A 26,284-nucleotide genomic window follows, 5' to 3' on the forward strand; every position below is an offset into this window, starting at 1 on the left:
CTTCATTGGAAAGGGTTGGTCTTATAGATGCTCATCGTCATCCAGTTCATGAAGCTCGTCACTTTCAGCGATAAAATATCGTTGACCACTCTGTGCAGCGGCGGCGATCCCGTCTTGCGGTATTTGTCGCTGACACATTCCCAAATGTCCTTGCCGGTCACATGCTCGTATCCGATCATTCTGAATTCCTCGGCCTTGCTGGTGCAAATGCTCTCGATGACTTCGTTCAGCTCATCATCCGACAGCATTTCGATTTCGGCTTCGGGTTCATGGCCGGGAGCTGCGTCAAGCGCCGTTTCAAATCGCGATTCGAATTCGGACGCTTCCTCCACCGCCAAAACCGCCGGGTCTTCCAGCGAGACGGCGGCCTCCTTTAGACTATCTCCTTCTTCGCCGGAGCCCGGCTCAGCCTCCGCTCCCGTCCCGGTCGGCTCCGCCGCTCCGGCCGCCTGCTCTTTCTCCGCACTTGCCTCCGACATCGAATCGGAAGCCTCTGCATCCCCGTCCCGCTGTGTATTCCGTTCCTCGTGATCCATCACTATCAACCTCCTCGCGGTTCAGCATCGTCGTTAATTAATTCGATGCGCAAGGTGTATTTCCTTCCTTACGGCAAGAGGAAATTCCCGGTGCCGGAACCTGCGATGAGCCCCCGTCGCCGCCGGCGGCCCTCCCTTCCGTCCAGGCGGTCAAAAAAAGGCATGCATGGGGACAGGTCCAGCATATTCTTTAATAAACTATAAGGGAGGAAGTAGGAATCCAACGTGACCAAACAATCGTTTATCAAAGGCACGCTCATTCTGCTTGCCGCCGGAATCATTAACCGCATTCTCGGATTCATCCCCCGGATCACACTGCCGCGCGTCATCGGCGCCGAAGGCGTCGGGTTGTATCAGATGGGATACCCGTTCCTGATCGTCATCTTGACCCTTATTACCGGGGGTATTCCGATTGCGATCGCCAAGCTGGTTGCCGAGGCGGAGGCGGCAGGGGACGAGGGGCGGATTCGCCGCATTTTCCGGCTATCCATGCTTCTCTCCTTGGCGCTCAGCACTTTGTTTACAGCAGCCAGCCTGCTGTCGGCAAGGTGGATTTCCACCTATTTGTTAACGGATTCCAGAGTATACTACACTTTCATGATGATGACGCCGATCATACTGATCGTCGGAATCGGCTCCGTCTATCGCGGTTATTTTCAAGGCAGACAGAACATGATTCCAACGGCGCTGTCGCAAGTCGCGGAGACGCTCGTGAGGATCGTAACCGTTCTGGCCTTCGCTTACCTGATGCTTCCTTACGGTATCGAATATGCGGCGGCCGGAGCGATGGCAGGGGTGCTGGCGGGAGAAATATGCGCCCTGCTGGTCCTGTACGTTCTATACCGCCGCAGCCGCCGCGGGGGCTCGCGCTCCATGACAAGAGCCAAGCCGGATCTATTGTCCGCGATCAGCCGCCGCGCGGAGCTGAAGCATCTTTTGAAGCTGGCGTTCCCGATCACGGGCAGCAAGCTCGTAGGCTCCTGCTCTTATTTCTTCGAATCGATCGTTATTGTCCGCAGCCTTGCGCTGGCCGGCGTCGCGACCAAAACGGCAACCGCCCAATACGGCGCCCTGCAAGGAATGGTCATGCCGATCCTCATGCTGCCCAGCGCTTTGACCTATTCGCTCTCCGTCTCACTCATTCCGTCTTTATCGGAAGCGGCGGCCCAAAACGATATGAAGACCATTCACTCCCGGCTCCATCAATCGCTGAAGCTCGCGCTGGTAACCGGCGGCCCGTTTGCGATGATCATGTTCGTGCTTGCCGAACCGCTATGCTATTACTTTTATGGACAAAGCCAAGTCGCATCCATGCTCAAAATGATGGCGCCGATCGCCTTGTTCATTTATTTCCAAGCTCCTTTGCAGGCTACGCTGCAGGCGCTGGAGCGGCCGGGCAGCGCGCTCGTCAACACATTGACCGGCTCCGTCGTCAAGCTGTCGCTCATTTATTGGCTGGCCAGCAAGCCGCAGTTCGGGATATTGGGAGCCGTTATGGCGATCAATGTCAATATTATGCTTGTAACGATTTTGCATTGGCGCAGTGTGTCCAAGCTGCTCCGGTTTCGTATGGATTGGAAAGACTTCTTGAAGGTCGGCCTCGCCATGACGGTATCGGGCCTCGCATGCCACGGTTTGATGTACTATCCTTGGGTCGAAAATGAAGCCGTTCGTTTTATCGCATCCAGCGGCATCGGCCTGTTACTGTACCTTATGTGCTCCGTCATGCTTAAGCTTATCGACCGCAACGATTTGCTTAGGCTCATCTGGATCGGCCGCAAATTCGTCAAATAGCCCGTTATCTTTTCTTGTCGATAAACCATTTGCCGCGGTGATCCACCGTACAAAAAAACACGTCTTTAAAATCGTGGATGCCCTTCGCTTGAAGCTGGCTTTTCAGCCAAAAACGGGTTTTGCCGAGTTTCGTCAAACTATCGTCCTGAACTTTGCCGTCCATGATAAGCGGCAGAGGCAATCCTTCATAACGGATCGTCGCTTGTGCGGCTGCAGGCTTGCCTGCGGCCTCTTCTTTTTCGACGACAGTCAGCTTTCCCGACGGCTCCAATATGGCGAATTCCACATCGGCCACATCCACGATTTTATTTTGCCGCAGCTGCAGCAGCAAATCGTCCAGATTGTAACGATGCTTTTTCATCACTTCCCGGTTCAGCTTTCCGTTCTGAATAAGGAAGGCGGGCCTTCCTTCGACGAGGCGGCGCACTTTTTCGTTTTTCAGCGAAATATAAGCAATCCCCAACTGGACGATCACCAGCGTGACCATCGGAACGACTCCTTCGAGCAGCGGCTTATTCAAATCCTCCAGCACGAATACGGCGATTTCCGCAATCATGATGGATATGACCAGATCAAATAAAGACAGCTTCCCGATCTCCCGTTTGCCCATGATCCGCAAAGTAAGGAGCACGATGAAATAAACGAGAACGGTGCGCAAAAAAAGGGCCAAAATCTCCATGTTATCCATGATCCTCCTACGATAGTAGTAGCAAAGACAGGACTGTTACCCATGGGTATTTTGACCTTTACTCGGCGGTGTCATGCAATCCGCAAGCTTACGAATTGTTGGCAAATGCGAACTTAGAAAAACACGGCCATGACATACACCGTCGATATAAGCAGCGACAGCAAAGTAAGCGGTATGCCGATTTTCATAAATTTGGCGAACGGGATGCCGCGGCCTTCTTTCATGGCGATTCCCGCGGCAATCAGATTGGCGTGCGACCCTATCAGCGTTGCTCCCCCTCCGAGACCGGCTCCCAGAGCGAGCGACCACCATACCGGATTGAGCTGCCAACCGAAAGCGAGCTCCATATGAGCCCCGATCTGCCGGATCAGCGGAATCATCGCCGCAACGAGCGGAGCTTGGTCCACCGCCGCGGACACGATCCCGGATACCCACAGAACAAGCAGCGACACGAACATTAAATTGCCGGACGTCAGCTCCATCGTCTTGACGGCTAATGTCTCCCAAACTCCCGTGTCGGCCAAGCCTCCGGCCAAAATGAATACTGCGATCAAAGCCCCCGCCGTCCCCCACTCGACGGAATGAACCGCCTCTTCCGCTTCCGTCCTGCTTCTTACGGTCAGGATAACTAGCAGAAGCGCTCCGATCAAGGCAATGGCGGCCACAGGCATTCGAAGCGGCTGATGCAGCAGGAACGCTATCAGCGTAAGAGCCCACACGATCCATACTTTAAGCAATAAGGAACGGCTTGGCATATAAGCGGAAGCATCCAAAGACATGAGCTCGTCTCTGTTTACGGGCGTCTCCTTCCACTCCTTGGCGTAAACTCTCCACAGCACAAGCAGTTGAACCGCCAACAGAAGAACCGATAACGGAGCCAAATGGAGTAAAAATCCGTTGAACGTAAGTCCTGTCAGCCCGGAAGAACCGAGCAGCATATTTCCCGCGGAACCTATTAAGGTGGCTGTTCCTCCGACGGTGCCCGTCAACATTTCAGCAACGAGAAAAGGAAGGGCGCTAATTCCCAGTGCGCTTGCGATGCGGATCGTCACAGGCACGAGCACGATCATGGTGACTACCGGATCTACCGCCGCCGAGCCCGCAGCGGCAATCACAGACAGAAGAACGAGCAGCTTCGGCGCGCTGCCCTGCGCTTTTTGCGCCGATTTCAGCGCTATGTACTGAAACAATCCGGTTCTTGCCGTGACGCCGGACAAGATCATCATTCCGATCAGCAGACCGATCGTTTGCCAGGCGATATGAGTCCGGTACGCGGACGACAAGGAAACGATGCCGAGCGCCAGCATCAGCACGGCGCCTCCCCACGCAGCGGCCGCCCGATGCACCGTTCCCGTCAACATAAGACCGTATGCGATAATAAAAATAATAACGGCTGCAATGATTTGCCACGCAGCGGCAGGTTGAATCGCATCCATAGATATCTCCATCCTTTCTATTCGTAGTCACGCTGCTCCGCTTTCCCGCATAGATAGGCGATCAGATGTATCCGCCATTATACTTGATCCGCCTTCAGGCGTCCAGAACAACATGTACTAATTTTATGTACGCGCCCATACAATGATGATAAATGCTCTTGAATGGGGGAGTCGAAAGATGAAGCAATCGCCTCTTTTATCCGGCTTGATGTATTCTATGATCTTCATGCTGCTAGGGACGCTGATGATCTCTTTGCTGATGCTGGCAACCAGTCTCCAGGAATCCTCCTTGTTCGGCTATACGATGTCCATTCATGGCGTAGCCATGTTCATCGGAGGCATCGTATCCGGCAAACGAAGCGGAACCCGCGGCTGGTATCACGGAGGCATACTCGGCGTCGTCTATTGTATCATTGTATGTATAGTCGGATTTTTGGCCTATGATTCCGGGTTGACCGAGCAAACTCTCTATTTGCTAGGTTTAACCTTCGGCGCAGGCTCGCTCGGCGGCATTCTCGGCGTCAATATGAAAAAATAACGGCAACGAAAAAATGCGAGTCTCCTTCTACGGGAGGCTCGCATTTTCGTGTGTGAAGCTTGAGAAAGCCGGCAGCTACTTCTTGTCTTCGCCGGAAGATACCGCGTTCACAGCCGAACGTTCGAACGTCAGCTTGGTTACATCGTTGACGCGCAGGATGACCGTATCGTCAGACAGCTCCAAAATCGTGCCGTGCAATCCGCCGATCGTCACTACTTTATCGCCCTTCTTCAAGTTGCCGAGCATCATGCTGCGGGTTTTTTGGCGTTTTTGCTGAGGACGAATCAATAAGAAATACAGCACTACGAACATCAATACCAACGGACCGTATGTATACAAATAACTTTCGATACCGGCCGTTTGAGCCGGCTCATTTGCCGCTAACCACATTTGCTTTCCCCCCTTTCCTTATACTATACGTTTAAAACCCTTTTCCGTTTTCATCGATCCCGTATTTTTCAAAAAAATGATCGCGGAAATCTAGCAGCCGGTCTTCCTGAATAGCTTGTCTTACTTGACGCATCAGCTCCAGCAAGAAATGCAAGTTGTGATACGTAGTAAGACGAATGCCGAACGTCTCGTCCGCCTTGATCAAATGGCGAATATACGCGCGCGAATAATTGCGGCATGTATAGCACGAGCATTCCGGATCGAGCGGTCCGAAATCTTCGGCATATTTCGCATTCCGCACGACAAGCCGTCCCGAACTGGTCATCACGGTACCGTTGCGGGCGATGCGTGTCGGCAGGACGCAGTCAAACATATCGACGCCGCGGATCGAGCCTTCAACCAGCGCGTCGGGCGACCCCACTCCCATTAAATACCTTGGCTTGCCCGCAGGCAGCAGCGGCACGGTGTAATCCAATACTTCATACATCAAATGCTTCGGCTCGCCTACGCTTAATCCACCAATAGCATACCCCGGGAAATCCATGGAAGTCAACTCGGCGGCGCTTTGTTTGCGCAAATCTTCATACATGCCGCCCTGCACGATGGCAAACAGCGCTTGGTCCTGAGGCCGCGCGTGCGCCTTCAGACAGCGTTCCGCCCAGCGCGTCGTCCGCTCAAGGGATTGCTTCGCATAGCTGTGCTCGGCCGGATACGGAGGGCATTCGTCAAAAGCCATCATAATGTCGGAACCGAGGGCATTCTGAATCTCGATCGATTTCTCCGGCGAAATGAAGAGCTTGTCCCCGTTCAAATGAGAGCGGAATGCAACGCCTTCCTCGGTAATTTTGCGCATCTCGCTCAAGCTGAACACTTGAAACCCGCCGCTGTCGGTCAAAATCGGGCGGTCCCAGTTCATAAACCGGTGCAGGCCCCCAGCCCGCTTCACGATATCGTGTCCCGGACGCAAAAACAGATGATACGTATTGCTCAAAATAATATGGGCGTCCATCTGCTTCAATTCTTCCGGACTCATTGTTTTGACGGTAGCCTGCGTGCCGACCGGCATGAACGCCGGCGTGTCGATGACGCCGTGCGGCGTATGCACCCTGCCTAGACGGGCCCCGGATTGCTTGCAAGTTTTAATATGTTCATAGGTTACTGCTGCCAATGAAAATCACTTCTTTCTATATATCCTGCTGATTAATAAATAAACATCGCGTCGCCGAAGCTGAAGAACCGGTACTCCCGTTCTACCGCTTCGCGATATGCCGCCATTACATGCTCTCTGCCCGCCAGCGCGCTGATCAGCATGAGCAGCGTCGACTTCGGCAAATGAAAATTCGTCAGCAGCGCATCGACCATCTGGAATTCATAACCGGGGTAGATAAAAATATTCGTCCAGCCGCTGCAAGCCGCAAGGCGTCCCTTCTCCGTGCTAACCTTCGCTGCGGTCTCCAGCGTGCGGCACGACGTCGTGCCGATAGCGACAACTCGCCGTCCGTTAGCCTTTGCCGCATTAATAAGCTCAGCCGCTTCCGCGCTTACTTCGTAATATTCTTCGTGCATGCTGTGCGCTTCCACATCTTCCACCGAAACCGGACGGAACGTCCCGAGGCCGACGTGAAGCGTAATATAGGCTAATTGTATACCTTTTTGTTCCAGCCTATTCAAATAATCGCGCGTAAAATGAAGTCCCGCCGTAGGAGCCGCTGCGGAACCTTCGTGCCGGGCATAAACGGTCTGATACCGCTCGCGCTCGGGAAGCTGCTCCTTAATATACGGTGGAAGCGGCATTTGTCCCAGACGGTCCAGCAGTTCATTGAATATGCCTTCGTACTTGAAGCTGAGAATCCGGCCGCCCATCTCCAGCTCTTCCTCGACCGTAGCCGTCAAAAGGGCCGTTCTCGGCCCGCCTGCGTCGTCGTCGGCCTCTCCGAATTCAATGACGGAGCCTATCTTCAGCCGTTTGCCGGGCTTCACCAGCGCCTCCCAGCGGTCTCCCTCCAACTGCTTGAGCAGCAGCACCTCCGCCTTGGCCCCGGTATCCGCCTTGATGCCAAAAAGCCGGGCTGGCAAAACCCGCGTATCGTTCAACACGAGTACATCCCCGGCTTCCAGATAATCGATCAGTTGTTCAAAAGTTTGATGCCGGATCGCTCCGGTCGTTTTGCTCAATGTGAGCAATCTGGATGAAGTGCGCTCTTGCAGCGGAGTCTGCGCAATTAGCGACTCCGGCAATTCATAATCGAACCATTCTACTTGCATTGTCGTCATTCCTTGGTTATCGAGACTCCTACGTAGTAGGTCTGCAATATTTTTTTATAGTCGTAACCGAGCTCGGCGTAGCCTTTGGCGCCCCATTGGGATAACCCTAAGCCGTGACCGTAACCGGTTCCTTTGAAAATATAGCGGGACTGCTTGTCTTTGAGCCGGGCTTTGTTGTCCCCGTTCATAATGAACAGCTGCGCCGCCGTTTGCTGCTGCGGCTTATCCGAGCCGGAGGCGACATAAATCCCGGGCGATGCAGGGGACTGACTGCGCACCGTATTGCCCGCTCCCAATATAGTATACCTTCCCGTATCTTCAATATCAAACCGGGTGCTGGGCAAATTGTTCAGCAAAGTGCGGTATGCGTCCGGGTATGCCGGCTTCATCACCTGACCGTTGGCGGCCATCTCGATGACGCGTCCCGATTCTCCCCGTTTGGATACTTCCAGCTGATCGAGACTGCCGGCAATCGGCTTCGGAAGCACCGAATTGACCTTATCCTTCAACTTGCTTGCGTCAAAAGGCCCGCGTATCCACGAATAAGCATTCGATTCGACGGCCTGATCGATCACGACGAAACGGTCGCCGATATCGACCTTGAAGCTGGCCGGGTTGGCCGCGTTATCGACGTAAGGGGCCGGACGTACGCTGACTCCCGTACCGTTCGATTCGTAATAAGGCAACCCTGCGGCATTTTTTTGCCCCGTATCGCGGGCATAGTCCGAGTGAATATAACCGGACTGACCGTTCGGAAGCACGATGAGGTACCATATCGCCTTTCCTTTTTCGGCACCATCGTCAGGGCTCGGAGCGCTCTTCAAATAATCGACCTTATTGCCCCAGACTTCGCTCGAATCGGCCGTCATTCCTCCCGCATTGGAATAAAACAAAGGCTCGATCAAGCCGCTCTTATCCGTCAATACTTCCCCGGTCGTAGCCTGCACCGCTTCGGCCGCCGCCGCAAATTCGGCGCCCGCTCCCTGATAAGCCTGGTCTTGAGTCGAATCGGAAACATGGGCGATCGCATATTTCATCCCCTGCTTCAACGCATAGGTTCGGGCCGCAACGGCCTGCGCCTTCAGAGCTTCCTTGGGCCAATCCTTGCTCAGCTCCGAGCTGATGACCGAAACCAGGTATTGCTCGAACGGCAGCTCATTAATGACCGCAAGCTTCCCGTTATACGGGGAAATCTCCAAAGCTCCCCGGTACGCCCTTCCGAACCGTTCCTTCACGGTCACGGTCCCTTGGCCGCCGGCGGTGACCGCAAGCTTGGCGCCGGCTCCGCCGGCCATATAGTGCGGCATCGGCGCCGACGGCTGCGACGTTACGTCCAGTTGGTTCCGCTTCAATATGTAGGCTGCCGAGGCATCAAGCGGCTGCAAAACGGCCGACGGCAGCGACGAGCTCAGCTGCTGCTTCACGGCGGCAAGCTCCTTCTCGTCGGCCGCCGCCCCGGCCAATACTGCGTAGGCAGGAGCCCCCGCCCCCGCAGCGATATAGGCGACGCCGGCGTCGAAGCCCGCTGCGCCGACGGCTGCCGCCTGCGCGTCGGCTTCCGCTTCGCTCGCGTAAACGCCGGCATTCCAATGAAGCGGGCCTTTTACGCTCGGCGCAAAGCCCTTCAGAGCGCCGCCTGCCGCCGCGCCCGCCGAAGCCTTGCTCAAAGCGGCCGCCGCCGCTTCCTTGGTGGCGTAAGGTCCGAGCGTCACCTGATATACCGTTTGGCCGAGCTTGGAAGCCGCCAAAACGACGGGACTTTCGTTAGAGGCGGTAAGCTTGTCTACCAGCGCCTTGGCGGACGCGGCGTCCGAGCCTTCCCACAGCAGCGCGCGGTAGCCGTCGAGAGAAACGGCAGCCGGCGTTTTGCCGTCGACGGCAAAGACCTGCTTATCGGCTCCCGCCGAGCCCCGATAAGCGATATTCAGCCCTTGATCCGAGGACAAGGTGACATAAGACGCAGTGACATTATATTTGCCCGTGTCCACAAACAGGGCGACTCTTATCGAATCCAGCTTAGGCAAAGCGGCAGCCGCATAAGCCGGCTGATTAAGCTTCGGGATTGTCGCCGAAGCTCCCCATCCCGCGCCTGCGATGCATATGCCGGCGATGATTTTATACATAGAACCAAGTGAAGGCCGAAGCTTCCTCATGTTCAGCGTTCCCCTTTCTAACGTTGGATGAGCGCACTCTTCCCTTCCACTTGCCATACAAGCGGTCAGTTATTGCCGTCAGGCACCGGCAGCCCCAGATGACGATAGGCCAAATGCGTTGCCATACGGCCTCGCGGCGTGCGCTGCAAAAAACCGATTTGCAGCAAATACGGCTCGTACACATCTTCGATCGTCTGGCTTTCTTCTCCGATCGTCGCCGCAATCGTATCGAGTCCGACCGGCCCGCCCTGAAAGCTTAGTATGATGGCCCGCAGCATTTTGTGGTCGATCTCGTCGAGGCCCAGATGATCAATCTGGATGCCGAGCAGCGCTTTCTGCGCGATGTCGAGCGTAATGATGCCGTCGCCCTTGACCTGGGCGTAATCGCGCACCCGCTTCAGCAGCCGGTTGGCGATGCGCGGCGTTCCGCGCGAACGCTTGCCGATCTCATCGGACGCCTCGCCGACGATTTGCACCTGCAAAATATCGGCCGTTCTGCTGACGATATAAGCGAGCTCGTCTACGGTGTAATACTCGAGCCGGCTGACGACGCCGAAGCGGTCCCGCAGCGGCGCCGACAAGAGCCCTACCCGCGTCGTAGCCCCGACCAGCGTAAAGGCCGGGAGATCGAGCCTGACCGAACGCGCGCTCGGCCCTTTGCCGATAATAATATCGAGCGCAAAATCCTCCATAGCCGGGTACAGCACTTCCTCTACCGTGCGGTGCAAGCGGTGAATTTCGTCGATGAACAGCACGTCGCCTTCCTGCAGGTTCGTCAAGATCGCCGCCAAATCGCCCGGGCGTTCGATCGCCGGTCCCGATGTCGTACGCACGTTCACTCCAAGCTCGTTGGCGATAATGTTCGACAGCGTCGTCTTGCCGAGCCCCGGCGGCCCGTACAGCAGCACATGGTCCAGCGCTTCCTTGCGCATCTTGGCCGCTTCTATATAAATTTTCAAATTTTCCTTCGCCTGCGTCTGCCCGATATATTCGGCCAAATAGCGGGGGCGCAGGCTCAGCTCCATTCCCTGATCTTCCATCATCAGGTTCGCGGATATGATCCGTTCATCCATGGTGAACCTCCTTTTACTTAAGCGACTGCTGATACAGCGCCTGCAGCGCCAGCTTCATCACCGCGTCGACGGCTTCGCCGCCCTGCAGCTTGGACTTGATCGCCTGGCCGGCCCGGTCGGCCTCCGCCTCCGTGTAGCCGAGCGCAATCAGCGCCGCCTTCGCTTCGCTCCATGCTCCCGTGCCCTGCGGCTCGGCCGCCAGCCCCGCTCCTGCCGTAAAAGCGGCGAAAGGGTCCTTATCCGCGGATATCGCTCCCAGCTTATCCTTCAGGTCCAGAACCATCCGCTGAGCCGTCTTGCGTCCGATGCCGGGCAGTTTCGTCAAGAAGCTCAAATTCTCCTGCTGAATGGCCGTGGCGATAACCTCGGGCCTTCCTCCGCCGGCAAGCACTCCGATCGCCACCTTAGGTCCGATGCCGCTGACCTCAAGCAGCAGCCTGAACAGCGATTGCTCCTCGCGGGATATAAAACCGAACAACAGATGCGCATCTTCGCGCACATGATAATGAATGAACAGGGTCGTCTCCTCCCCTTCCTTCAACTGCGCCGCATACGGATTCGGGCAAAAGACGCGGTAGCCCACGCCTCTGACGTCCACAACGACATATTCCGTTTCCCTATGTACAATAATGCCTCTCAAAAAATCGATCATCGTTTATGTACCCCGTTTACTTTTTGTTCGAACGTCGAGGTGTGGGCATGACAAATCGCCACTGCCAACGCATCCGCGACATCGTCCGGCTTCGGAACGGCTGACAAATTCAGAAACATGCGCACCATTTCCTGCACCTGCTTTTTCTCCGCCTTGCCGTATCCGACAACGGCCTGCTTCACTTGAAGCGGCGTATATTCGCCTATCGGAATATCCTTCTGAACGGCGGCCAGCATCATCACCCCGCGAGCTTGCCCCACCGTAAACGCCGTCGTGACGTTCCGGTTAAAAAACAGCTTCTCGATAGCCACGGCATCCGGTTTGTACTTCTCGATCAGCTGCACCGTAGCCTCGTACACCATTTTCAGCCGCAGCGCCCCGTCCGTATGCGCTTCGGTCTGAATGCTTCCGTATTGTACCGGCACAAGCCGGGAGCCCTGCTTATCAATAAACCCGAAGCCGACAATCGCGATCCCCGGATCGATCCCCATAATTCGCAAAACGCGCACTCTCCCATCCTGCCTAAAAGCGAACATATGTGTTCCCATGCCATTATAGCAGATATTACCGCGCATGAACACGCCCCAAAAGGCTCAACAATCGCTCTGTCCGCAGCCGAAAAGAAAGACGCCTCCGTCATTAAGAGACGAAGGCGTCTTTAGAAGCGCGGTGATTTATGCGCGGCTTGCGGTCGATAGCCCGCTGAGAATCGGAAGATGCTTTCGCAAGCGCAGCCGGCATTGTTCACCACCCTTTTAGTGCTTGGGCGTTTCCTCGACGGCAAAGTCCGCAAAGGTCGATAGCACGCTGTTATACTCGTCCAGGTTGCTTACGGGAATGCCCCGGTACAGCTGCTTGACCGTCTCGCTCGGCAGGCTGCTCTCCAAAAACTCGATGTTCAGCTGGAAAAACGTGCGAATTACCTGTTTTCCTTCCGGCACTCCTTCAAACAGGGAAAGATTCCCTTGAGCGTCCAGCCCGAAGTAGGCGTTGGTCTTGCACTGCGGAGACAAATCGTCCACCCGCTCCGTAAAATAGACGCGGCCGTCTTCTCCGAGCACAACCGTTAAGGCCGGATGCTTCTTGTGGTAGTCAAAAATTTGCGAAGCCGACATGCTGCCGAGCATTTGCAGCTCATCGCCGCAAACATATGCTTTTTTGGTAAATGCTTCGCGCTGACCTTCCATTTGCTTCAGCATAGCCTTAACTTCTTCCTCCGATTGTTCCGACGGTTTAACCTGCCGCCCGAATACGGATTGATCCGCTCCGGACCAGCCCCGCTCCTCAGGCGCCGTCATCGAGTGCAGCAGCGCGGCCGCCGCCGTGCTTAATCCCGCCAGCAGCAGAACAGCCGCCAAAGTTAACCAACGACGCTTCCAGCGCAGCTTTTTCTTTATTTTATTCAGCAAGCTCAGAAGAATCATTCGAATCCCCTTCTAACGTCAGTATGATGTTTTTACTATTTTTCCCATGGATACGAATGATTATACCGATGCCGAATAATCGTCCTTTCTACCCTCCGATCCCCTTGCTCTGTACGCGCCGAAAAGGCCGAAAGCGTTTCGCTTCCGGCCTGCAGCCTATCATGGTATTTTTCTGATTACAGGTTAATCCACGGCGTTTTCTGGGAGGTCGATTTGTTCGATCCCGAACGGTTGCGGCGCGTATTTTTCACCAGCCGGCTAATGGCCGCTTCCGGGGATTTACGTTTTTTTTTGGCGTTTTTCGCGGTCGTCTGCTCCGCCTTGCGGGAGATCGTCACCTGTGAGTCATACTCCTCTTGCTCTTCATCGTCGCGGCCTTTGGATTTGCCTGAGGGCCCTTCCTCGAAAGGAGCCGAGAACGGCGAAACCTGCTGACCGTACATAGGATAAACCGGTCCGGGAAATGCGGTATTCATCGCCGGTTCAAACGGATAACAAGGCGCTTCGGAAGTTGGACTCACCGCCGTCGGATAAGGTGCGTTCGGGAAGGGCATTCCCATGTTGGGAAAAGGCATGCCCGGGAACGGCTGGCCTGCCGACTGAGCCATAAACGGATTCTCCATTTGAGGCCCGTAACCATACGGCATCGCCTGATCAAAAGCGGGCGATACTTGGCCTCCGCAGCCGCAGCCGCCTGCATTCGGTCCGAATTGCGGATACGAAGCCATTGGCGCCGCGAAGTTTTGATAAGGCATTTGATTGGCCGACGGCATAGCCTGCATAGGCGGGAATGGCGGCTGCTGCTGCGGCCAAGCGTTGAAATTCGGCTGATTGTACGACATCGCTTCTACGGCAGGAACCTGGAACTGCTGAAACAAATTCGCAGAAGGCTGCTGGAACGGCTGGAACGGCATATTCGGCGTCGCCTGCGGCATCATACCGAATGCGTTATCGGTAAGCGGCCCCGGCGGCGGCCCCCATTGCTGCGGCATGGTCTGTTCGCTTTGAACATATTGCGGCTTTTGGTTCGAGCTTGGCATGAATGTAGATTCCGGACTAAATGTCGGAGCCTGGTTCATCTCCGGCTTGCCGGTCGACTCCGGCATGAACTGCGGAGCCTGGTTCATCTCCGGCTTGCCGGTCGACTCCGGCATAAACTGCGGACCTTGGTTCATATTCGGCATCGCCGTCATCTCCGGCATAAACTGCGGGCCTTGGTTCATATTCGGCATCGCCGTCATCTCCGGCATAAACTGCGGGCCTTGGTTCATATTCGGCATCGCCGTCATCTCCGGCATAAACTGCGGGCCTTGGTTCATATTCGGCATCGCCGCCATCTCCGGCATAAACTGCGGACCTTGGTTCATATTCGGCATCGCCGTCATCTCCGGCATAAACTGCGGACCTTGGTTTATGTTCGGCATGACAGGCATTTCGACATTCGGCTGCGGCACTTCCGTGATCGGAGAAACGTTCGTATTCGGAGCTTCAGGCGCCGGCGTTTGCTCTGCCGGTTTCGTTTCGATAGGAGCCGTATTCTTTTTGTCCGGGTGGTGGGGGTACGGATACGTATTTTGGTTCGATTGCTGATTATGATGGTGATGATGCCCGCCGCCCGTTTTCGGAATAAATACGACATCTCCCGTCATCAACACATTCGGATTTTTGAGCTGCGGATTAGCCGCAATCAAATCATTCAGGGGAATGTTCCATGCTTTGGACAGCTTCCACAGCGTATCCCCCTGTACTACCGTATGTTTGTAAAGATAGTCGCTCGGCGGTTCCACCGGCTTCGGAGCATTGGGGATTTTCACCTTCATGCCCACATCAATGACGTTGGGATCAGCGATTTGCGGATTCAGCTCGATCAACTTATCCAGATCAACATTATACTTTTGTGCGATTTGGTAGAGGGATTCGCCTTTCTTCACCATATGGATTTTCAATGCATAAACCTCCTTAACATGTTCTTGGAGAAACGCATCTTCCCGCGCGCTTCCTCTAGCGCTTGCGGACTGCCGTTTCTCTTTTTCGCATAGCACCACGGGAACTGCCTAAGAGCTCTTAAGCTGCCATTGACGGAAATAAAAGCCGTGCATCGCGCGTGCCAAAACAAAATAACAATACAGTTTATGCAAGTCGGTAGGCATTTGACCATAATCGCGGGAAAAAAATAAGCGTGCAACGGAAGAACGCCCCTAAAAGCGGCGCAATGCTTCGAAGCCGATCCGTCCGCATCAAGCTGCGGCTTGATCGCCGTTTGACCGTTCCGCCGGGATGATTCAAACGGTTGGCCACGCCTTCCGGGGAGAATCCCCGGTTAGCCTCAAGAATCCGGCTGACATCGCTTTCCGGGCAACGCAAAAAAGAGCAGCAACACCCTGCCGCCCCTGAAGGAGCGAAGGTGCTTTCTGCTCATTGTATGCTTGTAAAATCGGCTTTATCCCTTTTCTTCTATACCTTGGAGCCCTCGGGCTCGTACGAATAGGTGGGATAGCTGCCCAAGATCCGAACCTGACAACCGATCGCTTCGATTTCCTGCAATGCCGCAGGCAGCAGAACCGAATCCATAGACGCTTCTATATCGATATAAAAATAATAAGTTCCCAGCTTCTTCTTGGTTGGTCTCGATTCGATCTTCGACAGATTGATTCTTCTCCAGGCGAAAGCCGACAGCAGTTGATGCAACCCGCCCGGGTAATCGTCCGGCAGCGTCACGATAATCGTCGTTTTGACCATCGCGCTTGTCTTCTCCGGCAGGCGAAGCGGCTCCGAACCCACCAGAACGAAGCGGGTAAAGTTATTATAATGATCCTGCACTCCCTGCGCCCACGTATGTAATCCGTACAGCGCGCCGGCGCTGGCGGGGGCCAGAGCGGCCACGTCGGAACGGCCCAGCTCCTTGACCATGCGGGCGGCTACGCCGTTGCTGCCCACCTGCTCCAGCTCGACATGGGGCAAGTATTGACGCAAAAATTGCCGGCATTGGGTCAGCGTAACGCCATGGGAAACGATCTTCTTCAGTCCGCTGCAGCCTGCTTCCAACGACGCTCCGAAGCCTGCAACGCCAAGCAGATTGATGGAAATCGGGTACACCCATTCCGCTTGCATCGGCAGCTCAACTTCATGCACCAGCCAGTCCAAATGGAGGCTCACCGAACCGTCGAACGTATTCTCGATGGGGATGACGCTGTAATCGGTTTGTCCGTTGACGGTGGACATAAAGACATCGTCTATGAGCTTGCAGTTCACATAATCGAAGTGATTTCTACCCAAATAATAATCCGCCGATTCTTCCGTGAACGTGCCCGGACCTAAAAGCGCAATTCGCTTCATGCGCGGACCTCTCCTTTGATGTTTTCGAATAATGTACAACTTTCATCAAAGTGTGTCAACACCTGTACGCCGCTCTTGTCCGGCTTCAGCCACATGAGCGTGGCTTCGATGCCCTCGTCCTTCAGCGTGCCGAGCAGAAACGCCTCCAGCTCCGCCTTGCGGGAGCTGCCCCGCTCCACGAGCGCGAGCATCGTCGGGCCCGCGCCGCTCAAGGCTACGCCGAGGGCCCCGTGATCCGTCGCCTCGGCCAAAATTTTGGACAGGCCCGGCACGAGCGGGGCCCTGTAAGGCTGATGCAGCGCGTCCTTCATCGCGCCGGCGATCATATCGAGCCGCCCGGTGCAGAAGGCGGCCACGAGCACGGACGAATGCCCTACGTTGTAGACGGCATTCGCCAGGCTCTGCTCGCGCGGCAGCACTTGCCGCGCTTTCTCCGTGAGCAGCTCAAAGTGCGGGATAGCCACCAGCGCTTCCAGCCTGTCGTCGGGCTCGACGCGAATATGCTCCGCGCGCGCGCCGTCCCAGAAGGCGACGACCAAGCCGCCGAACAGCGCCGGGCCGACATTGTCGGGATGCTCCTCCAGCGCCGTCGCCATCTGGAAGAGCGTGTCGTCGGACAGCGGGCTGCCGATGAGCGCATTGGCCGCCGCCATCCCGCCGATGATGGCGGAAGCGCTGCTGCCGAGGCCGCGGGTGAGCGGAATGTCGCTGTACATCGAAATTTCCAGCTCAGGATGCTCCACACCGGCTTTAGCGAATACTTGCTGGGCCACTTGATAAACCAGATTCGACTTGCCCGTCGGAAGACCCGACATTTGATCGCCGATCAGATGAACGGCCGTCTTATCGGCAACGCCCATTTCAATCCACATATATAAATCGAGCGCCATGCCCAGCGTATCGAAGCCGGGTCCAAGGTTCGCCGTAGTGGCGGGCACTTTGATTCTCACCTTTTTACCGATTATGTCCATGAATCGTCCCATACCCTTCAAGCTTTTTTGCCGGCCGGAACCGCCCTTCGCCTCGCTCCAACGCAAGCTTCAGGCCGAGATTGCCGTCCGGCGGTTTTCATCTGCGGATAATTCTAGCTTCATTGCTTTACGGTTTCTCCCGCTTCTCGGTCATCGCCTTTGCCGGAGAATCAGCCTTCAACCCGGTAGACGCTCTTGATCGAATGAACGACATCCATCGTCTCGAACGCCTTGAGCACGTTTTTCATTGACGCCTGATTCGCATCATGCGTGATAATGATAATCTCCGCCTTCGGATTCAGCTTGTTCGGATGCTGCAGCACCGATTCCAGGCTAACCTCATGCTCGGCGAATACCTGCGTAATTTGCGCCAGCACGCCCGCCTTGTCCTCGACATGGAGCAAAATAAAGTTTTTGGACGAAATTTGCTCGTCGGTTTTCAGCTTCTTCTCCTTATACGGAGTATATCCGCGCTTTCCGTTGATGCCGAGCTTCAGATTGCGCACGACGGCAACCAAATCCGCTACGATCGAAGTCGCCGTAGGCATTTCGCCGGCTCCCGGTCCGTAGAACATCGTCTCGCCGACCGCTTCGCCATAAACATATACCGCGTTGAATACGCCGTTCACGGAGGCCAGCGGATGCGACTGCTTCACCATGGTCGGCTGCACGCTGATGCTGATATGGTCGTCCTGGCGCTCGGCGATGCCGAGCAGCTTTACTTCGTAGCCGAGACGTTTGCCATAGGCGATGTCTTCCTTGCTCACTTGGCTGATGCCACTTACCGACACGTCGCTCAAAGCGACGTTGGCATGAAAACCGAGCGTGCCGAGAATCGTCATTTTGCGCGCCGCGTCGAAGCCTTCTACGTCCGAGGTCGGATCGGCTTCCGCATAACCGAGCTCCTGGGCTTCCTTCAGCACATCCGCATAAGCCGCACCCTCTTGGCTCATTTTCGTCAAAATGTAATTGGTCGTACCGTTCACGATGCCCATAATTTTCGTAATCCGGTCGGAGGAGAAGCCTTCCACCAGCGTGCGGATAATCGGAATGCCGCCCGCTACGCTGGCTTCGTAAAATACGTCGCAGCCCTTCTCCGACGCTTTGGCCAAAATTTCCTGGCCGTGCAGCGCCATTAAATCTTTATTCGCCGTAACGATATGCTTGCCCCGCTCCAGCGCTTCCAGAATGTACTGCTTCGCCAGGTCGACGCCGCCCATCACTTCGACGACAATATCGATCTCCGGGTTGTCGATAACCTCCCACGGGCTTTCGGTCAGCTTATCCGGGCTGATGGCGATGCTCCGCGATTTATTTTTATCCTGAACAAGAATTCGAGAAATTTCCAGCGCTGCGCCGGTTTGGCTCTCCAAGTCTTGCTGATGCCCTTCCACTATACGGACGACGCCCGTTCCGACGGTACCTAGCCCGAGTAATCCTACTTTGATTGGTTTCATATATCGTCTCCTCCTTCATCTCGCTTGGCGATAGCCGCTTTTTCACCATTCTCCCAAAGAAGCGTGGTGAAAAGCCCCTGCGGTGCCCATTTGATCTTCCAATCGCTTATCCCTGGCCAACCAAATGAGCCCTTGTCACGCCGTCCTGCTCACGTAACCGATCAAGCAGCCCCGCGACGGTCTCGGCCATCTGCGACGTCTCCACCGAAATGACGACGTTGGCCACGCCCTGCAGCGGAATCGTCTGGTGAATCGTCAGCACGTTCCCTTCCAGACCGGCAATCATCGCCAGCACCCGGGACAAGATCCCCGACCTGTGCTCCAGATCCATCGAGATCGTCACAATCCGCTCCCGCTCCAGCTTGTTTAAAGGGAAAATACCGTCCTTATATTTGTAAAAGGCGCTGCGGCTCAGCTCCACCTGTTCGACGGCATCGTGAATCGTCTTCACTTCGCCGCGTGCGAGCAATTCCTTGGCCTGCACGGTCTTGACCAGCGCTTCAGGCAGTATGTCTTCCCTGACTAAAAAATAACGCTCATGTCCTTCAGGCTTGGTCTCCGGATCTTTTTTATCCAGCACGTTAACAGTCCTCTCCAAAAAGACGATTGTTTCTTCATAGTGGACATTATAACGAAAATGTCGGATTCCGGCAATAGGCTTTTTCCAAGCCGGCCGACTTTCATAAAGTTTCCACATCTGTACCCTGTCATGCCTAAGCGATTCATGGTAAGGTTTGATGAGACACGCCTCTATAACCGGGCTGTCAGCCGCATCCGCATAACGATCCCATCGACGCAGTAAAGGAGAGGAGTTTCTTGATCCGCGCAAGAATGATGGCAACGGCCATGCTGTTTAACGACGGCGACCTGCTGATGATGAAGCGATCGCCGACCCGTACTTTAAATCCCGGCATGTGGGCTGTCGTAGGCGGCCATATGGAGCCGGAAGAAATCAACGATCCGCTGGACGCCTGCCTGCGGGAAATATATGAAGAAACCGGACTGCAGCCGTCCGAGCTTACCGAGATGAAGCTGCAATATATATTGATCCGCCAAAACCGCCAGGAAATTCGCCAGCAGTTCATCTATACGGCGCAATCGGCGCGCAGGGATGTGCTGCAAACCGACGAAGGCATCCTGTACTGGATTCCCCGCGAACAGGTGCTGCAAAGAGAAATTCCTTTTATTTTCCACACATTGCTCGAACATTATTTCTCCCACGGACCCGCGCCGCATATTTGGATCGGAACTGCCGGGATATCCGCCTCGGCATCGCCTACAGTCCATTGGACCCCGCTTGTCGATCCCGTGATGAACTGAGTAACGGCTTTGCGCGCCTTGCGGCCGGCTTATTGAACGCGCGACGCCGCTGATTCGCCATGAAAAATGCTCCTCTTACGGCAGCAGGCTGAATTGTAACCTGTCTGCCTAAGAGGAGCATTTATTTTTTCATACGCTTCTTTCCATTATAAGCGGTGTTTGGGGGTTTGAAACGGCAACGGGCCCTCGGCTCCGGAAATCCGGCCATGACGGTGGAGGGACGGTAAGCTGCATCTCAAGCGAGCTATGACACCGTCTCGAAGCCTGCCTGTACGGTTACGGCGTTACCGTTTATTTGGCCTGCCTTTTCGGGCTGAATTGGCTTTTGCCGCTCAGCTCCCGCCACTTATCCAGCAGCTTCAAGGCTTCCTTGCGCGCAAGCAGAGAACGGGCTAGCTGGAAGCCTTCTTCATAGCTGCCTACTTTATCGAACCAATACAGCCTTAGGCCCGCGTTAAATATAACATGCTCACGTTCGTTGCGCACTTCGTCCGAATCGTCGCCCTGTATAACGCGGGCAAGCAGCCGGAGCTGCTCGTCCTTGCCGCGTTTCTCGAACGGATCGCCGCGAAACCCGAAGATCGTCGGGTCCACGCTGTTCGATTCGTCTCCCCATGGCGTCACCTTGCGGATAGAGCTCGTTTTGTAAATCGGCAAATCCTCGGACCCTTCGATGCCCTGTACGATAAAAGCCGTCTCGAAGCCGGATTGCGGCAGCAGACGGATCAGATGGGTCATCGCCGTCTTATGGTTCACTCCGATAATGATGTTTTGGGAATGGACCGGATTGATGACTTTCTCCACCGTATTCAAAAACGTCCTCAGTCCGATTTGCTCGCGAACATGGCGGATGCGGCCGAACGGAGGACAGATCGAATCCGTCCGTATGAAGCCGATATGCAGTTCGGCGAATATATCTTCCCATTGCTTGGCGTCCAGCTCCACTTGAATGCCGAGCCCCTCCAGCAGCTCCTTTAAGGATAATCCCAGCTTCGGAGGAAGCGAATCGCTGCCGTGGAGCACCTGCGGAAAGCCGACGGAAGCGATTAGCAGGCTGACCGGAAGCGTGATCGGGAAGTAGCGGCGCCCGTCGTAAGGACCGGCGCAGTTCAACGAATCGGAGAACGAGCGGTACGGCAGCGAGTATTTGCGGAACACGTCGATAAATCCCATCATTTCCTCGTCCGCTTCGCCCTTCATTCGCATCGCCATTAAAAAAGCGGCGGTTTGCGCATCCGTCGACTCGCCGCGGGCGATCGCATGGGCGGCGGCGACCGCCTCGTCATAGCTCAAATGGCGCGAACCGAGCTTGCCTCCGCCGACCGTGTTTATCCATTCCTTCATGCTGTCACCTCATTTCAAATCTGCGGAAGATCGCCGGGACTCGGCAGGCTTAGCCATACTAGGTATAAACTAACATATAACCGGATATATTATGACATTAAAATCGGGATATGGCCCTACTCTGCAACTTCTTAAGCTCGACTTCATACTAAACTCCCTGTTTTCCTGCTGCTTCCCCCATAAAATCGCGTCTTGTATGTTAGAATTGTTAACATTATACATGCGAAATTCGTATTGTTCAATACCTTTTTCGATAAAATTTGATTGCTTCTGCCGGTAAAATAATTAATAATTAAACAAAAAAACACCGACCTCACATTATAGTAACATGAGTGTTGGTGCTTTATCATTTGTTATCCGTTCGGCGCTATTCTCTCTCGACGAACTCAAACTCGAAATCGCCGATCCGCACGATTTGTCCATCCTTGGCTCCACGTTCGCGCAGCGCTTGGTCGATCCCTTTTTTCCGCAAAATCCGGGCAAACCGCAGAACCGATTCTTCGGTCGTGAAATTCGTCCGCTTCATGAGCTTCTCGATGCTCGGACTCTCTATAACAAAATCCTCATTGTCTTTACGGATCGTGAAATCGTCCTCTTCCTTGGAAGCAAGACGGTATACTTTCTTCTCCGCCAGATCGGAGAGCTCTTCGACCAGAGGCATTTCCGGAATCGTCTCGAGCAGATCGGCCACTTTGTAGAGCAGCTCCTGCACGCCCTTCTTCGTAACCGCCGAAATCGGAACGATCGTTGTCCCCGGCTTTACTTCGTCAAGCTGCTTCGTGAATTCGTCCAAATACAGCTCCGCATCCGGCATGTCCATTTTGTTGGCTACGACAATTTGCGGACGCTCTTCCAGCTTGCTGTTATACAGCTTCAGCTCTTCATTGATTTTTTGCCAGTCTTCAAACGGATCGCGTCCTTCCGTCGCCGCCATATCGATGATATGAACGATGACCCTCGTCCTCTCGACATGACGCAGAAACTCATGCCCTAGGCCGACGCCTTGATGGGCTCCCTCGATTAGGCCCGGCAAATCCGCCATGACGAAGCTTCTGCCGTCTCCGACGTCCACGACGCCCAAATTAGGCGTAAGCGTAGTGAAGTGGTACGCGCCGATCTTCGGCTGCGCCGCGGACACGACCGACAGCAGCGTAGATTTCCCGACGCTGGGAAATCCGACCAGACCGACGTCCGCCATCACCTTAAGCTCCAGCACGACCCAATGCTCCTCGCCTTCTTCCCCGTTCTCGGCGATTTCCGGGGCCGGGTTATTCGGCGTAGCGAAACGGGTATTGCCCCTTCCGCCGCGCCCGCCTTTGGCGATCACGACGCGCTGGCCGTGACGGGTCAAATCCGCTATGATTTCCTGCGTATCGTCGTCGATCACGACGGTTCCCGGAGGCACCTTGACGATCATATCGTCGGCGTTGGCCCCATGCTGGCTTTTGTTGCGGCCCTTCTCTCCGCGGTCGGCTTTAAAATGCTTCTGATAACGAAAATCCATCAACGTCCGTAATCCTTCGTCCACTTGAAAAATGACATCCCCGCCATCGCCGCCGTCGCCGCCGGCCGGACCGCCTTCCGGAACGTATTTCTCTCTGCGGAACGCAACGAGCCCGTCTCCTCCGTCACCGCCTTTAACGTAAATCTTCGCTTTATCTACAAACATGAATCCACCTCTTTATGTATTTAAGGACAGCGCAATCTTGACAACTGCCTGATTAGTTTCCCACTGTAAGGTCTCCCAATACTCCGCCGGTACCGACTGCGAACGGACACGTTCCAGCGCGGCGCCTAACGTCGCCGCTTCCACCTGCCCGTGATAATCGAACGTTACGGACAATGTGCCGGGCGTCTTTTCCAGACGAAGTATTAACCGGTGCGCCTCATCCATTGCATATTTGCGTGCATTCTCTTTGAAAGCATCCATGACGCCCGACATCAAATTGTTGATCCGGCGAGTGTCCACCGGTAGCTCATCGAGATGAATTTCCTGATCCAGCCGAATATCCAGGCCGACCTCTTTAACCTCGGTTTGAAAAGAAAGCAGGTATACAACCAGATCAGGCACGCCCAGTTTGGCAATATAGCTTTCCTGCTGCACCTTATGTTTTATTTTTTCCATAAGGTCCGCCAATTTATCATATTTTTTTAATTTCACGTAACCGAACAGCACCTGAATCTCATTCATCCAATCATGACGGTAATGGTTTAACAAACGGATGAAACGCAGATTGTGCTCCGTCTCCTGCTCCTCGCTAAGCGGCATTCCTGTAGGGAGACATGAAAATCCCCTATTCGGCTCGTTATCGCGTTCATTCGATATCATTCCCGTAACCTCTCCGATCCGCACTTGATCGTAACTCTTCCAGTATAGCATGTTGTACGAAAAAGATCACTGCTCGCCACCTTGTTCCTCACCAACTTCATACCTTCGAGTACTCTCGATCGATTGCAAAAAAACCCCAGCGACACTGAATCGCCGGGGTTATCGTCGATGACGTATTAAACTTCTACAGCCGCAGCCACAGGAGCAGCGTCAACAGGGTAGACGCTAACTCTCTTACGATCACGACCCAGACGTTCGAATTTCACAACGCCCTCTACCTTTGCAAACAACGTGTCATCGGAACCGATGCCTACGTTATTGCCTGGATGAATTTTGGTGCCGCGTTGGCGAACCAGGATGCTTCCCGCAGTAACGGTTTGACCGTCAGCGCGTTTCACGCCAAGACGTTTCGCGATACTGTCGCGACCGTTCTTCGTGGAACCTACACCCTTCTTGGAAGCGAACAATTGAAGATTTAATTGTAGCATGGTTGTCTACCTCCTTCTTCATTATTTGGATTGTTGCAAAGCTATATATTCACCATACGATTGTTCGATCGATTGCAGCATAGCGACCATCGATTCCAGCAGCAGTTGCACCTTTTCGCTCAATGCCTCGTCCAGCCGCTCGGGAACTCTCACATCCAGCAGACCGTCTTTCATATCTGCCTGCAGCTCGACTCCAAGCACCGATTCGACGGCATTAACGGTGCCCACGGTCACTGCGGACACTCCAGCGCAGACAATGTCCTTGCCCGGATTGTCAAACAGCGCGTGGCCCTTTACCCGGAACGACTCGATCCGGCCGCCCGGCCTCCGTTTGATCGTTACCCGAATCATATCCTTATCCCTTAAGCGTTGATTTTTTCGATCACGACTTTAGTGTAAGGCTGACGGTGACCTTGCTTGCGACGGTAGTTCTTTTTCGCTTTGTATTTGTAAACGATGATTTTCTCACCTTTACCGTGCTTTTCCACTTTTGCGGATACAGCAGCGCCGGAAACAACCGGAGCTCCAACCACCAAACCGCTTTCTTTGGATACAGCCAATACTTTGTCGAAAGTAACGGACTCGCCTTCGCCAGCGTTCAGTTTTTCGATGTAAAGAACATCGCCTTCCTGAACTTTGTATTGCTTACCACCCGTTTCAATAATTGCGTACATTTCGTTGCACCTCCCTCATGTCTCAGACTCGCCTAAGCTAGGTGACTCATTCCGGCAAGGAATGCGTGCTTCCAACCCGCTTCGCGCGGTTACAGCATGTTTTGCAACACACCTGAATATTCTACCATAGAGGATAAATGATTGCAATGCCTATATGGACAAAACTTATTTGTTCGCCACCCAGCCGCTGCCTTCACATGCCGTACATCGGCGCATCGTCAGCTTGTCCTTGCCGTCGCGCACTTTTTTGCGCGTCATTTCGACGAGACCGAGCCGGGTCCAGCCTTCAATGACCGTTTTAGTCCGGTCCTTCTTCGATTCCTGCTCCAGCTTATCCAGAACATGCTGGCGGTGGGCAGGCACGTTCATATCGATGAAATCGATAATAATCAATCCGCCGATATCCCGAAGCCGCAGCAACCTGGCAATCTCCTGCGCGGCCAGCGCATTCGTATCTCTGGCCGTCTGCTCCAAATCGACGCTGCCGGTATACCGCCCCGTATTGACATCGAATACCGTGAGAGCTTCCGTGTGGTCGACGACGACGTATCCCCCGTTATCGAGCCATATTTTGCGTTTAAAGCCGTTCTCCAGCTGTTCCTTCACATGAAAGCGCGAGAACAGCGAGGCTTGCTGCTGGCCGTAACGTTTGACCCTGTCGCACAGCGTAGGGGATACCGGACGAATCAGCGACAAAATGGAGTCGTGAGCCTCTTGATCGTTAACGAGCAGCTCGCTGACATCGTCCCGGAATACATCGCGTATCCAGCGCGGCAGCAGCCCGAAATCCGTATACACTTTCCGCGGCACATTCCCCTGCTGCCTGGAAAGCTCTTCTACGGCCTGCCAGCGTTTTCTGAGATCCTCCAGATCGGAAGCGATCAGCGACTCGTGAACGCCCTCCGCAGCCGTTCTGGCTATAAATCCCTCGCCCGGAATCAGCCGTTTCTCCGCCGCGTGCTTCAGCCGCTCCCGCTCGGTCTCGTTCTCAATCTTGCGCGACACTCCTACGTAATCGGCGCTCGGCATATAGACCCCCCACCGGCCCGGGATGGAGTAATGGGTCGTCACCCTCGCTCCCTTGTTGCCGACAGGCTCTTTGACCACCTGAACAAGCAGCGCTTGTCCCACCTGAACGAGCTCCGTAATCGGAGGTTTTTGCTTCGGATGCTTTTCCAGGTGTGCGGGAAGAATGTCATCAATATATAGAAATGCGTTTTTTTCCAATCCGATATCGAGAAAAGCCGCCTGCATGCCTTGCAGCACGTTCACGACACGGCCCATATACATATTGCCGGCCAAATGCTCGGCTCCGCGAAATTCACTGTCGTACTCTACCAATCTGTCGTTCTCCATAACTGCCACTTCGATTTGGTCCTGTCCGCATTGAACAAGAATACGCTTCATGTTTTTCCA

Annotated in this window: 26 protein-coding genes and 1 other annotated feature; of the genes, 3 read left to right on the forward strand and 23 right to left on the reverse strand. The window is 54.6% G+C overall.

What is annotated here, in order from left to right:
* Positions 1 to 2: 2 nt before the first annotated feature.
* On the reverse strand, positions 3 to 536 hold the full coding sequence (locus N0M98_RS33755) for a post-transcriptional regulator (RefSeq protein WP_310942890.1): 534 nt from the start codon (positions 534 to 536) through the stop codon (positions 3 to 5).
* A gap of 225 nt (positions 537 to 761) precedes the next feature.
* Here N0M98_RS33755 and spoVB point away from each other — a divergent pair, with 225 nt between their 5' ends.
* Complete coding sequence (gene spoVB / locus N0M98_RS00960; protein ID WP_259616681.1) at positions 762 to 2,330, forward strand: stage V sporulation protein B; 1,569 nt, start codon at positions 762 to 764, stop codon at positions 2,328 to 2,330.
* Positions 2,331 to 2,334: 4 nt separating this feature from the next.
* Here the strand turns inward: spoVB and N0M98_RS00965 are convergent, their stop codons facing one another.
* Together N0M98_RS00965 and N0M98_RS00970 are read right to left on the reverse strand one after the other, a co-directional pair.
* Positions 2,335 to 3,009: a DUF421 domain-containing protein gene (locus N0M98_RS00965; protein WP_259616682.1), complete on the reverse strand. Its 675-nt coding sequence runs from the start codon at positions 3,007 to 3,009 to the stop codon at positions 2,335 to 2,337.
* 122 nt (positions 3,010 to 3,131) lie between these two features.
* Positions 3,132 to 4,454 (reverse strand): SLC13 family permease, encoded by a 1,323-nt coding sequence (locus N0M98_RS00970; RefSeq protein ID WP_259616683.1) that lies wholly within the window; start codon positions 4,452 to 4,454, stop codon positions 3,132 to 3,134.
* Between the two features lie 178 nt (positions 4,455 to 4,632).
* On the opposite strand from N0M98_RS00970, the gene N0M98_RS00975 reads away from it, so the two are divergent.
* Complete coding sequence (locus N0M98_RS00975) at positions 4,633 to 4,992, forward strand: TIGR04086 family membrane protein (RefSeq protein WP_249862286.1); 360 nt, start codon at positions 4,633 to 4,635, stop codon at positions 4,990 to 4,992.
* A 75-nt stretch (positions 4,993 to 5,067) separates the two neighbouring features.
* Here N0M98_RS00975 and yajC read toward each other — a convergent pair whose 3' ends face one another.
* From yajC to thrR, 13 genes are all read right to left on the reverse strand, one after another.
* Positions 5,068 to 5,382, reverse strand: a complete 315-nt coding sequence (yajC, locus tag N0M98_RS00980; RefSeq protein WP_249862285.1) for a preprotein translocase subunit YajC — start codon at positions 5,380 to 5,382, stop codon at positions 5,068 to 5,070.
* A gap of 31 nt (positions 5,383 to 5,413) precedes the next feature.
* On the reverse strand, positions 5,414 to 6,550 hold the full coding sequence (gene tgt / locus N0M98_RS00985; protein WP_249862284.1) for a tRNA guanosine(34) transglycosylase Tgt: 1,137 nt from the start codon (positions 6,548 to 6,550) through the stop codon (positions 5,414 to 5,416).
* 32 nt (positions 6,551 to 6,582) lie between these two features.
* Complete coding sequence (gene queA / locus N0M98_RS00990) at positions 6,583 to 7,647, reverse strand: tRNA preQ1(34) S-adenosylmethionine ribosyltransferase-isomerase QueA (RefSeq protein ID WP_249862283.1); 1,065 nt, start codon at positions 7,645 to 7,647, stop codon at positions 6,583 to 6,585.
* A 5-nt stretch (positions 7,648 to 7,652) separates the two neighbouring features.
* Positions 7,653 to 9,800 carry a SpoIID/LytB domain-containing protein gene (locus N0M98_RS00995; RefSeq protein ID WP_259616684.1) on the reverse strand — a complete coding sequence of 716 codons (2,148 nt, stop codon included), beginning with the start codon at positions 9,798 to 9,800 and terminating at the stop codon, positions 7,653 to 7,655.
* A gap of 65 nt (positions 9,801 to 9,865) precedes the next feature.
* Positions 9,866 to 10,873: a Holliday junction branch migration DNA helicase RuvB gene (gene ruvB / locus N0M98_RS01000; protein WP_249862281.1), complete on the reverse strand. Its 1,008-nt coding sequence runs from the start codon at positions 10,871 to 10,873 to the stop codon at positions 9,866 to 9,868.
* A gap of 13 nt (positions 10,874 to 10,886) precedes the next feature.
* Positions 10,887 to 11,525, reverse strand: coding sequence for a Holliday junction branch migration protein RuvA (gene ruvA, locus N0M98_RS01005; protein ID WP_249862280.1), 639 nt, complete (start codon positions 11,523 to 11,525; stop codon positions 10,887 to 10,889).
* Positions 11,522 to 12,025 carry a crossover junction endodeoxyribonuclease RuvC gene (gene ruvC / locus N0M98_RS01010; RefSeq protein ID WP_249866489.1) on the reverse strand — a complete coding sequence of 168 codons (504 nt, stop codon included), beginning with the start codon at positions 12,023 to 12,025 and terminating at the stop codon, positions 11,522 to 11,524. Before ruvC ends, ruvA begins: the two co-directional genes overlap by 4 nt.
* 255 nt (positions 12,026 to 12,280) lie before the next feature.
* Positions 12,281 to 12,949, reverse strand: a complete 669-nt coding sequence (locus tag N0M98_RS01015; protein ID WP_249862279.1) for a BofC C-terminal domain-containing protein — start codon at positions 12,947 to 12,949, stop codon at positions 12,281 to 12,283.
* Positions 12,950 to 13,125: 176 nt separating this feature from the next.
* Positions 13,126 to 14,895 (reverse strand): LysM peptidoglycan-binding domain-containing protein, encoded by a 1,770-nt coding sequence (locus tag N0M98_RS01020; protein ID WP_259616685.1) that lies wholly within the window; start codon positions 14,893 to 14,895, stop codon positions 13,126 to 13,128.
* Positions 14,896 to 15,403: 508 nt separating this feature from the next.
* Positions 15,404 to 16,285, reverse strand: a complete 882-nt coding sequence (pheA, locus tag N0M98_RS01025) for a prephenate dehydratase (RefSeq protein WP_249862277.1) — start codon at positions 16,283 to 16,285, stop codon at positions 15,404 to 15,406.
* The gene (gene thrB, locus N0M98_RS01030; protein ID WP_249862276.1) at positions 16,282 to 17,256 is read right to left on the reverse strand and encodes a homoserine kinase; all 975 of its coding nucleotides are present in this window, start codon (positions 17,254 to 17,256) and stop codon (positions 16,282 to 16,284) included. The genes pheA and thrB overlap by 4 nt, the downstream gene beginning before the upstream one ends.
* Positions 17,257 to 17,426: 170 nt before the next feature.
* Positions 17,427 to 18,713, reverse strand: coding sequence for a homoserine dehydrogenase (locus N0M98_RS01035; RefSeq protein WP_249862275.1), 1,287 nt, complete (start codon positions 18,711 to 18,713; stop codon positions 17,427 to 17,429).
* 106 nt (positions 18,714 to 18,819) lie between these two features.
* Positions 18,820 to 19,293: a transcriptional regulator ThrR gene (gene thrR / locus N0M98_RS01040; protein WP_249862274.1), complete on the reverse strand. Its 474-nt coding sequence runs from the start codon at positions 19,291 to 19,293 to the stop codon at positions 18,820 to 18,822.
* Positions 19,294 to 19,529: 236 nt separating this feature from the next.
* Between thrR and N0M98_RS01045 the strand changes: the two genes are divergently transcribed.
* Positions 19,530 to 20,033 carry an NUDIX domain-containing protein gene (locus N0M98_RS01045; protein ID WP_249862273.1) on the forward strand — a complete coding sequence of 168 codons (504 nt, stop codon included), beginning with the start codon at positions 19,530 to 19,532 and terminating at the stop codon, positions 20,031 to 20,033.
* Positions 20,034 to 20,324: 291 nt separating this feature from the next.
* Here N0M98_RS01045 and N0M98_RS01050 read toward each other — a convergent pair whose 3' ends face one another.
* From N0M98_RS01050 to N0M98_RS01080, 7 genes are all read right to left on the reverse strand, one after another.
* A complete protein-coding gene (locus tag N0M98_RS01050) occupies positions 20,325 to 21,377 on the reverse strand; it encodes an anthranilate phosphoribosyltransferase (protein ID WP_259616686.1) in 1,053 nt (350 codons plus the stop codon).
* Between the two features lie 367 nt (positions 21,378 to 21,744).
* Entirely contained in the window at positions 21,745 to 23,046 is a 1,302-nt protein-coding gene (obgE, locus tag N0M98_RS01055) for a GTPase ObgE (RefSeq protein ID WP_259616687.1), read from the reverse strand.
* Between the two features lie 12 nt (positions 23,047 to 23,058).
* Positions 23,059 to 23,706, reverse strand: coding sequence for a Spo0B domain-containing protein (locus tag N0M98_RS01060; protein WP_259616688.1), 648 nt, complete (start codon positions 23,704 to 23,706; stop codon positions 23,059 to 23,061).
* 176 nt (positions 23,707 to 23,882) lie between these two features.
* Positions 23,883 to 24,194 (reverse strand): 50S ribosomal protein L27, encoded by a 312-nt coding sequence (gene rpmA / locus N0M98_RS01065; protein WP_249862269.1) that lies wholly within the window; start codon positions 24,192 to 24,194, stop codon positions 23,883 to 23,885.
* Positions 24,195 to 24,215: 21 nt separating this feature from the next.
* Positions 24,216 to 24,545, reverse strand: coding sequence for a ribosomal-processing cysteine protease Prp (locus N0M98_RS01070; RefSeq protein WP_249862268.1), 330 nt, complete (start codon positions 24,543 to 24,545; stop codon positions 24,216 to 24,218).
* 11 nt (positions 24,546 to 24,556) lie between these two features.
* On the reverse strand, positions 24,557 to 24,868 hold the full coding sequence (gene rplU / locus N0M98_RS01075) for a 50S ribosomal protein L21 (protein WP_249862267.1): 312 nt from the start codon (positions 24,866 to 24,868) through the stop codon (positions 24,557 to 24,559).
* A 14-nt stretch (positions 24,869 to 24,882) separates the two neighbouring features.
* Positions 24,883 to 24,969, reverse strand: a sequence feature (ribosomal protein L21 leader region).
* Positions 24,970 to 25,033: 64 nt separating this feature from the next.
* The gene (locus tag N0M98_RS01080) at positions 25,034 to 26,275 is read right to left on the reverse strand and encodes an Rne/Rng family ribonuclease (protein ID WP_249862266.1); all 1,242 of its coding nucleotides are present in this window, start codon (positions 26,273 to 26,275) and stop codon (positions 25,034 to 25,036) included.
* Positions 26,276 to 26,284: the final 9 nt, after the last annotated feature.

The sequence above is a fragment of the Paenibacillus doosanensis genome (assembly GCF_025060755.1).
Taxonomy (GTDB): Bacteria; Bacillota; Bacilli; order Paenibacillales; family NBRC-103111; genus Paenibacillus_S; species Paenibacillus_S doosanensis.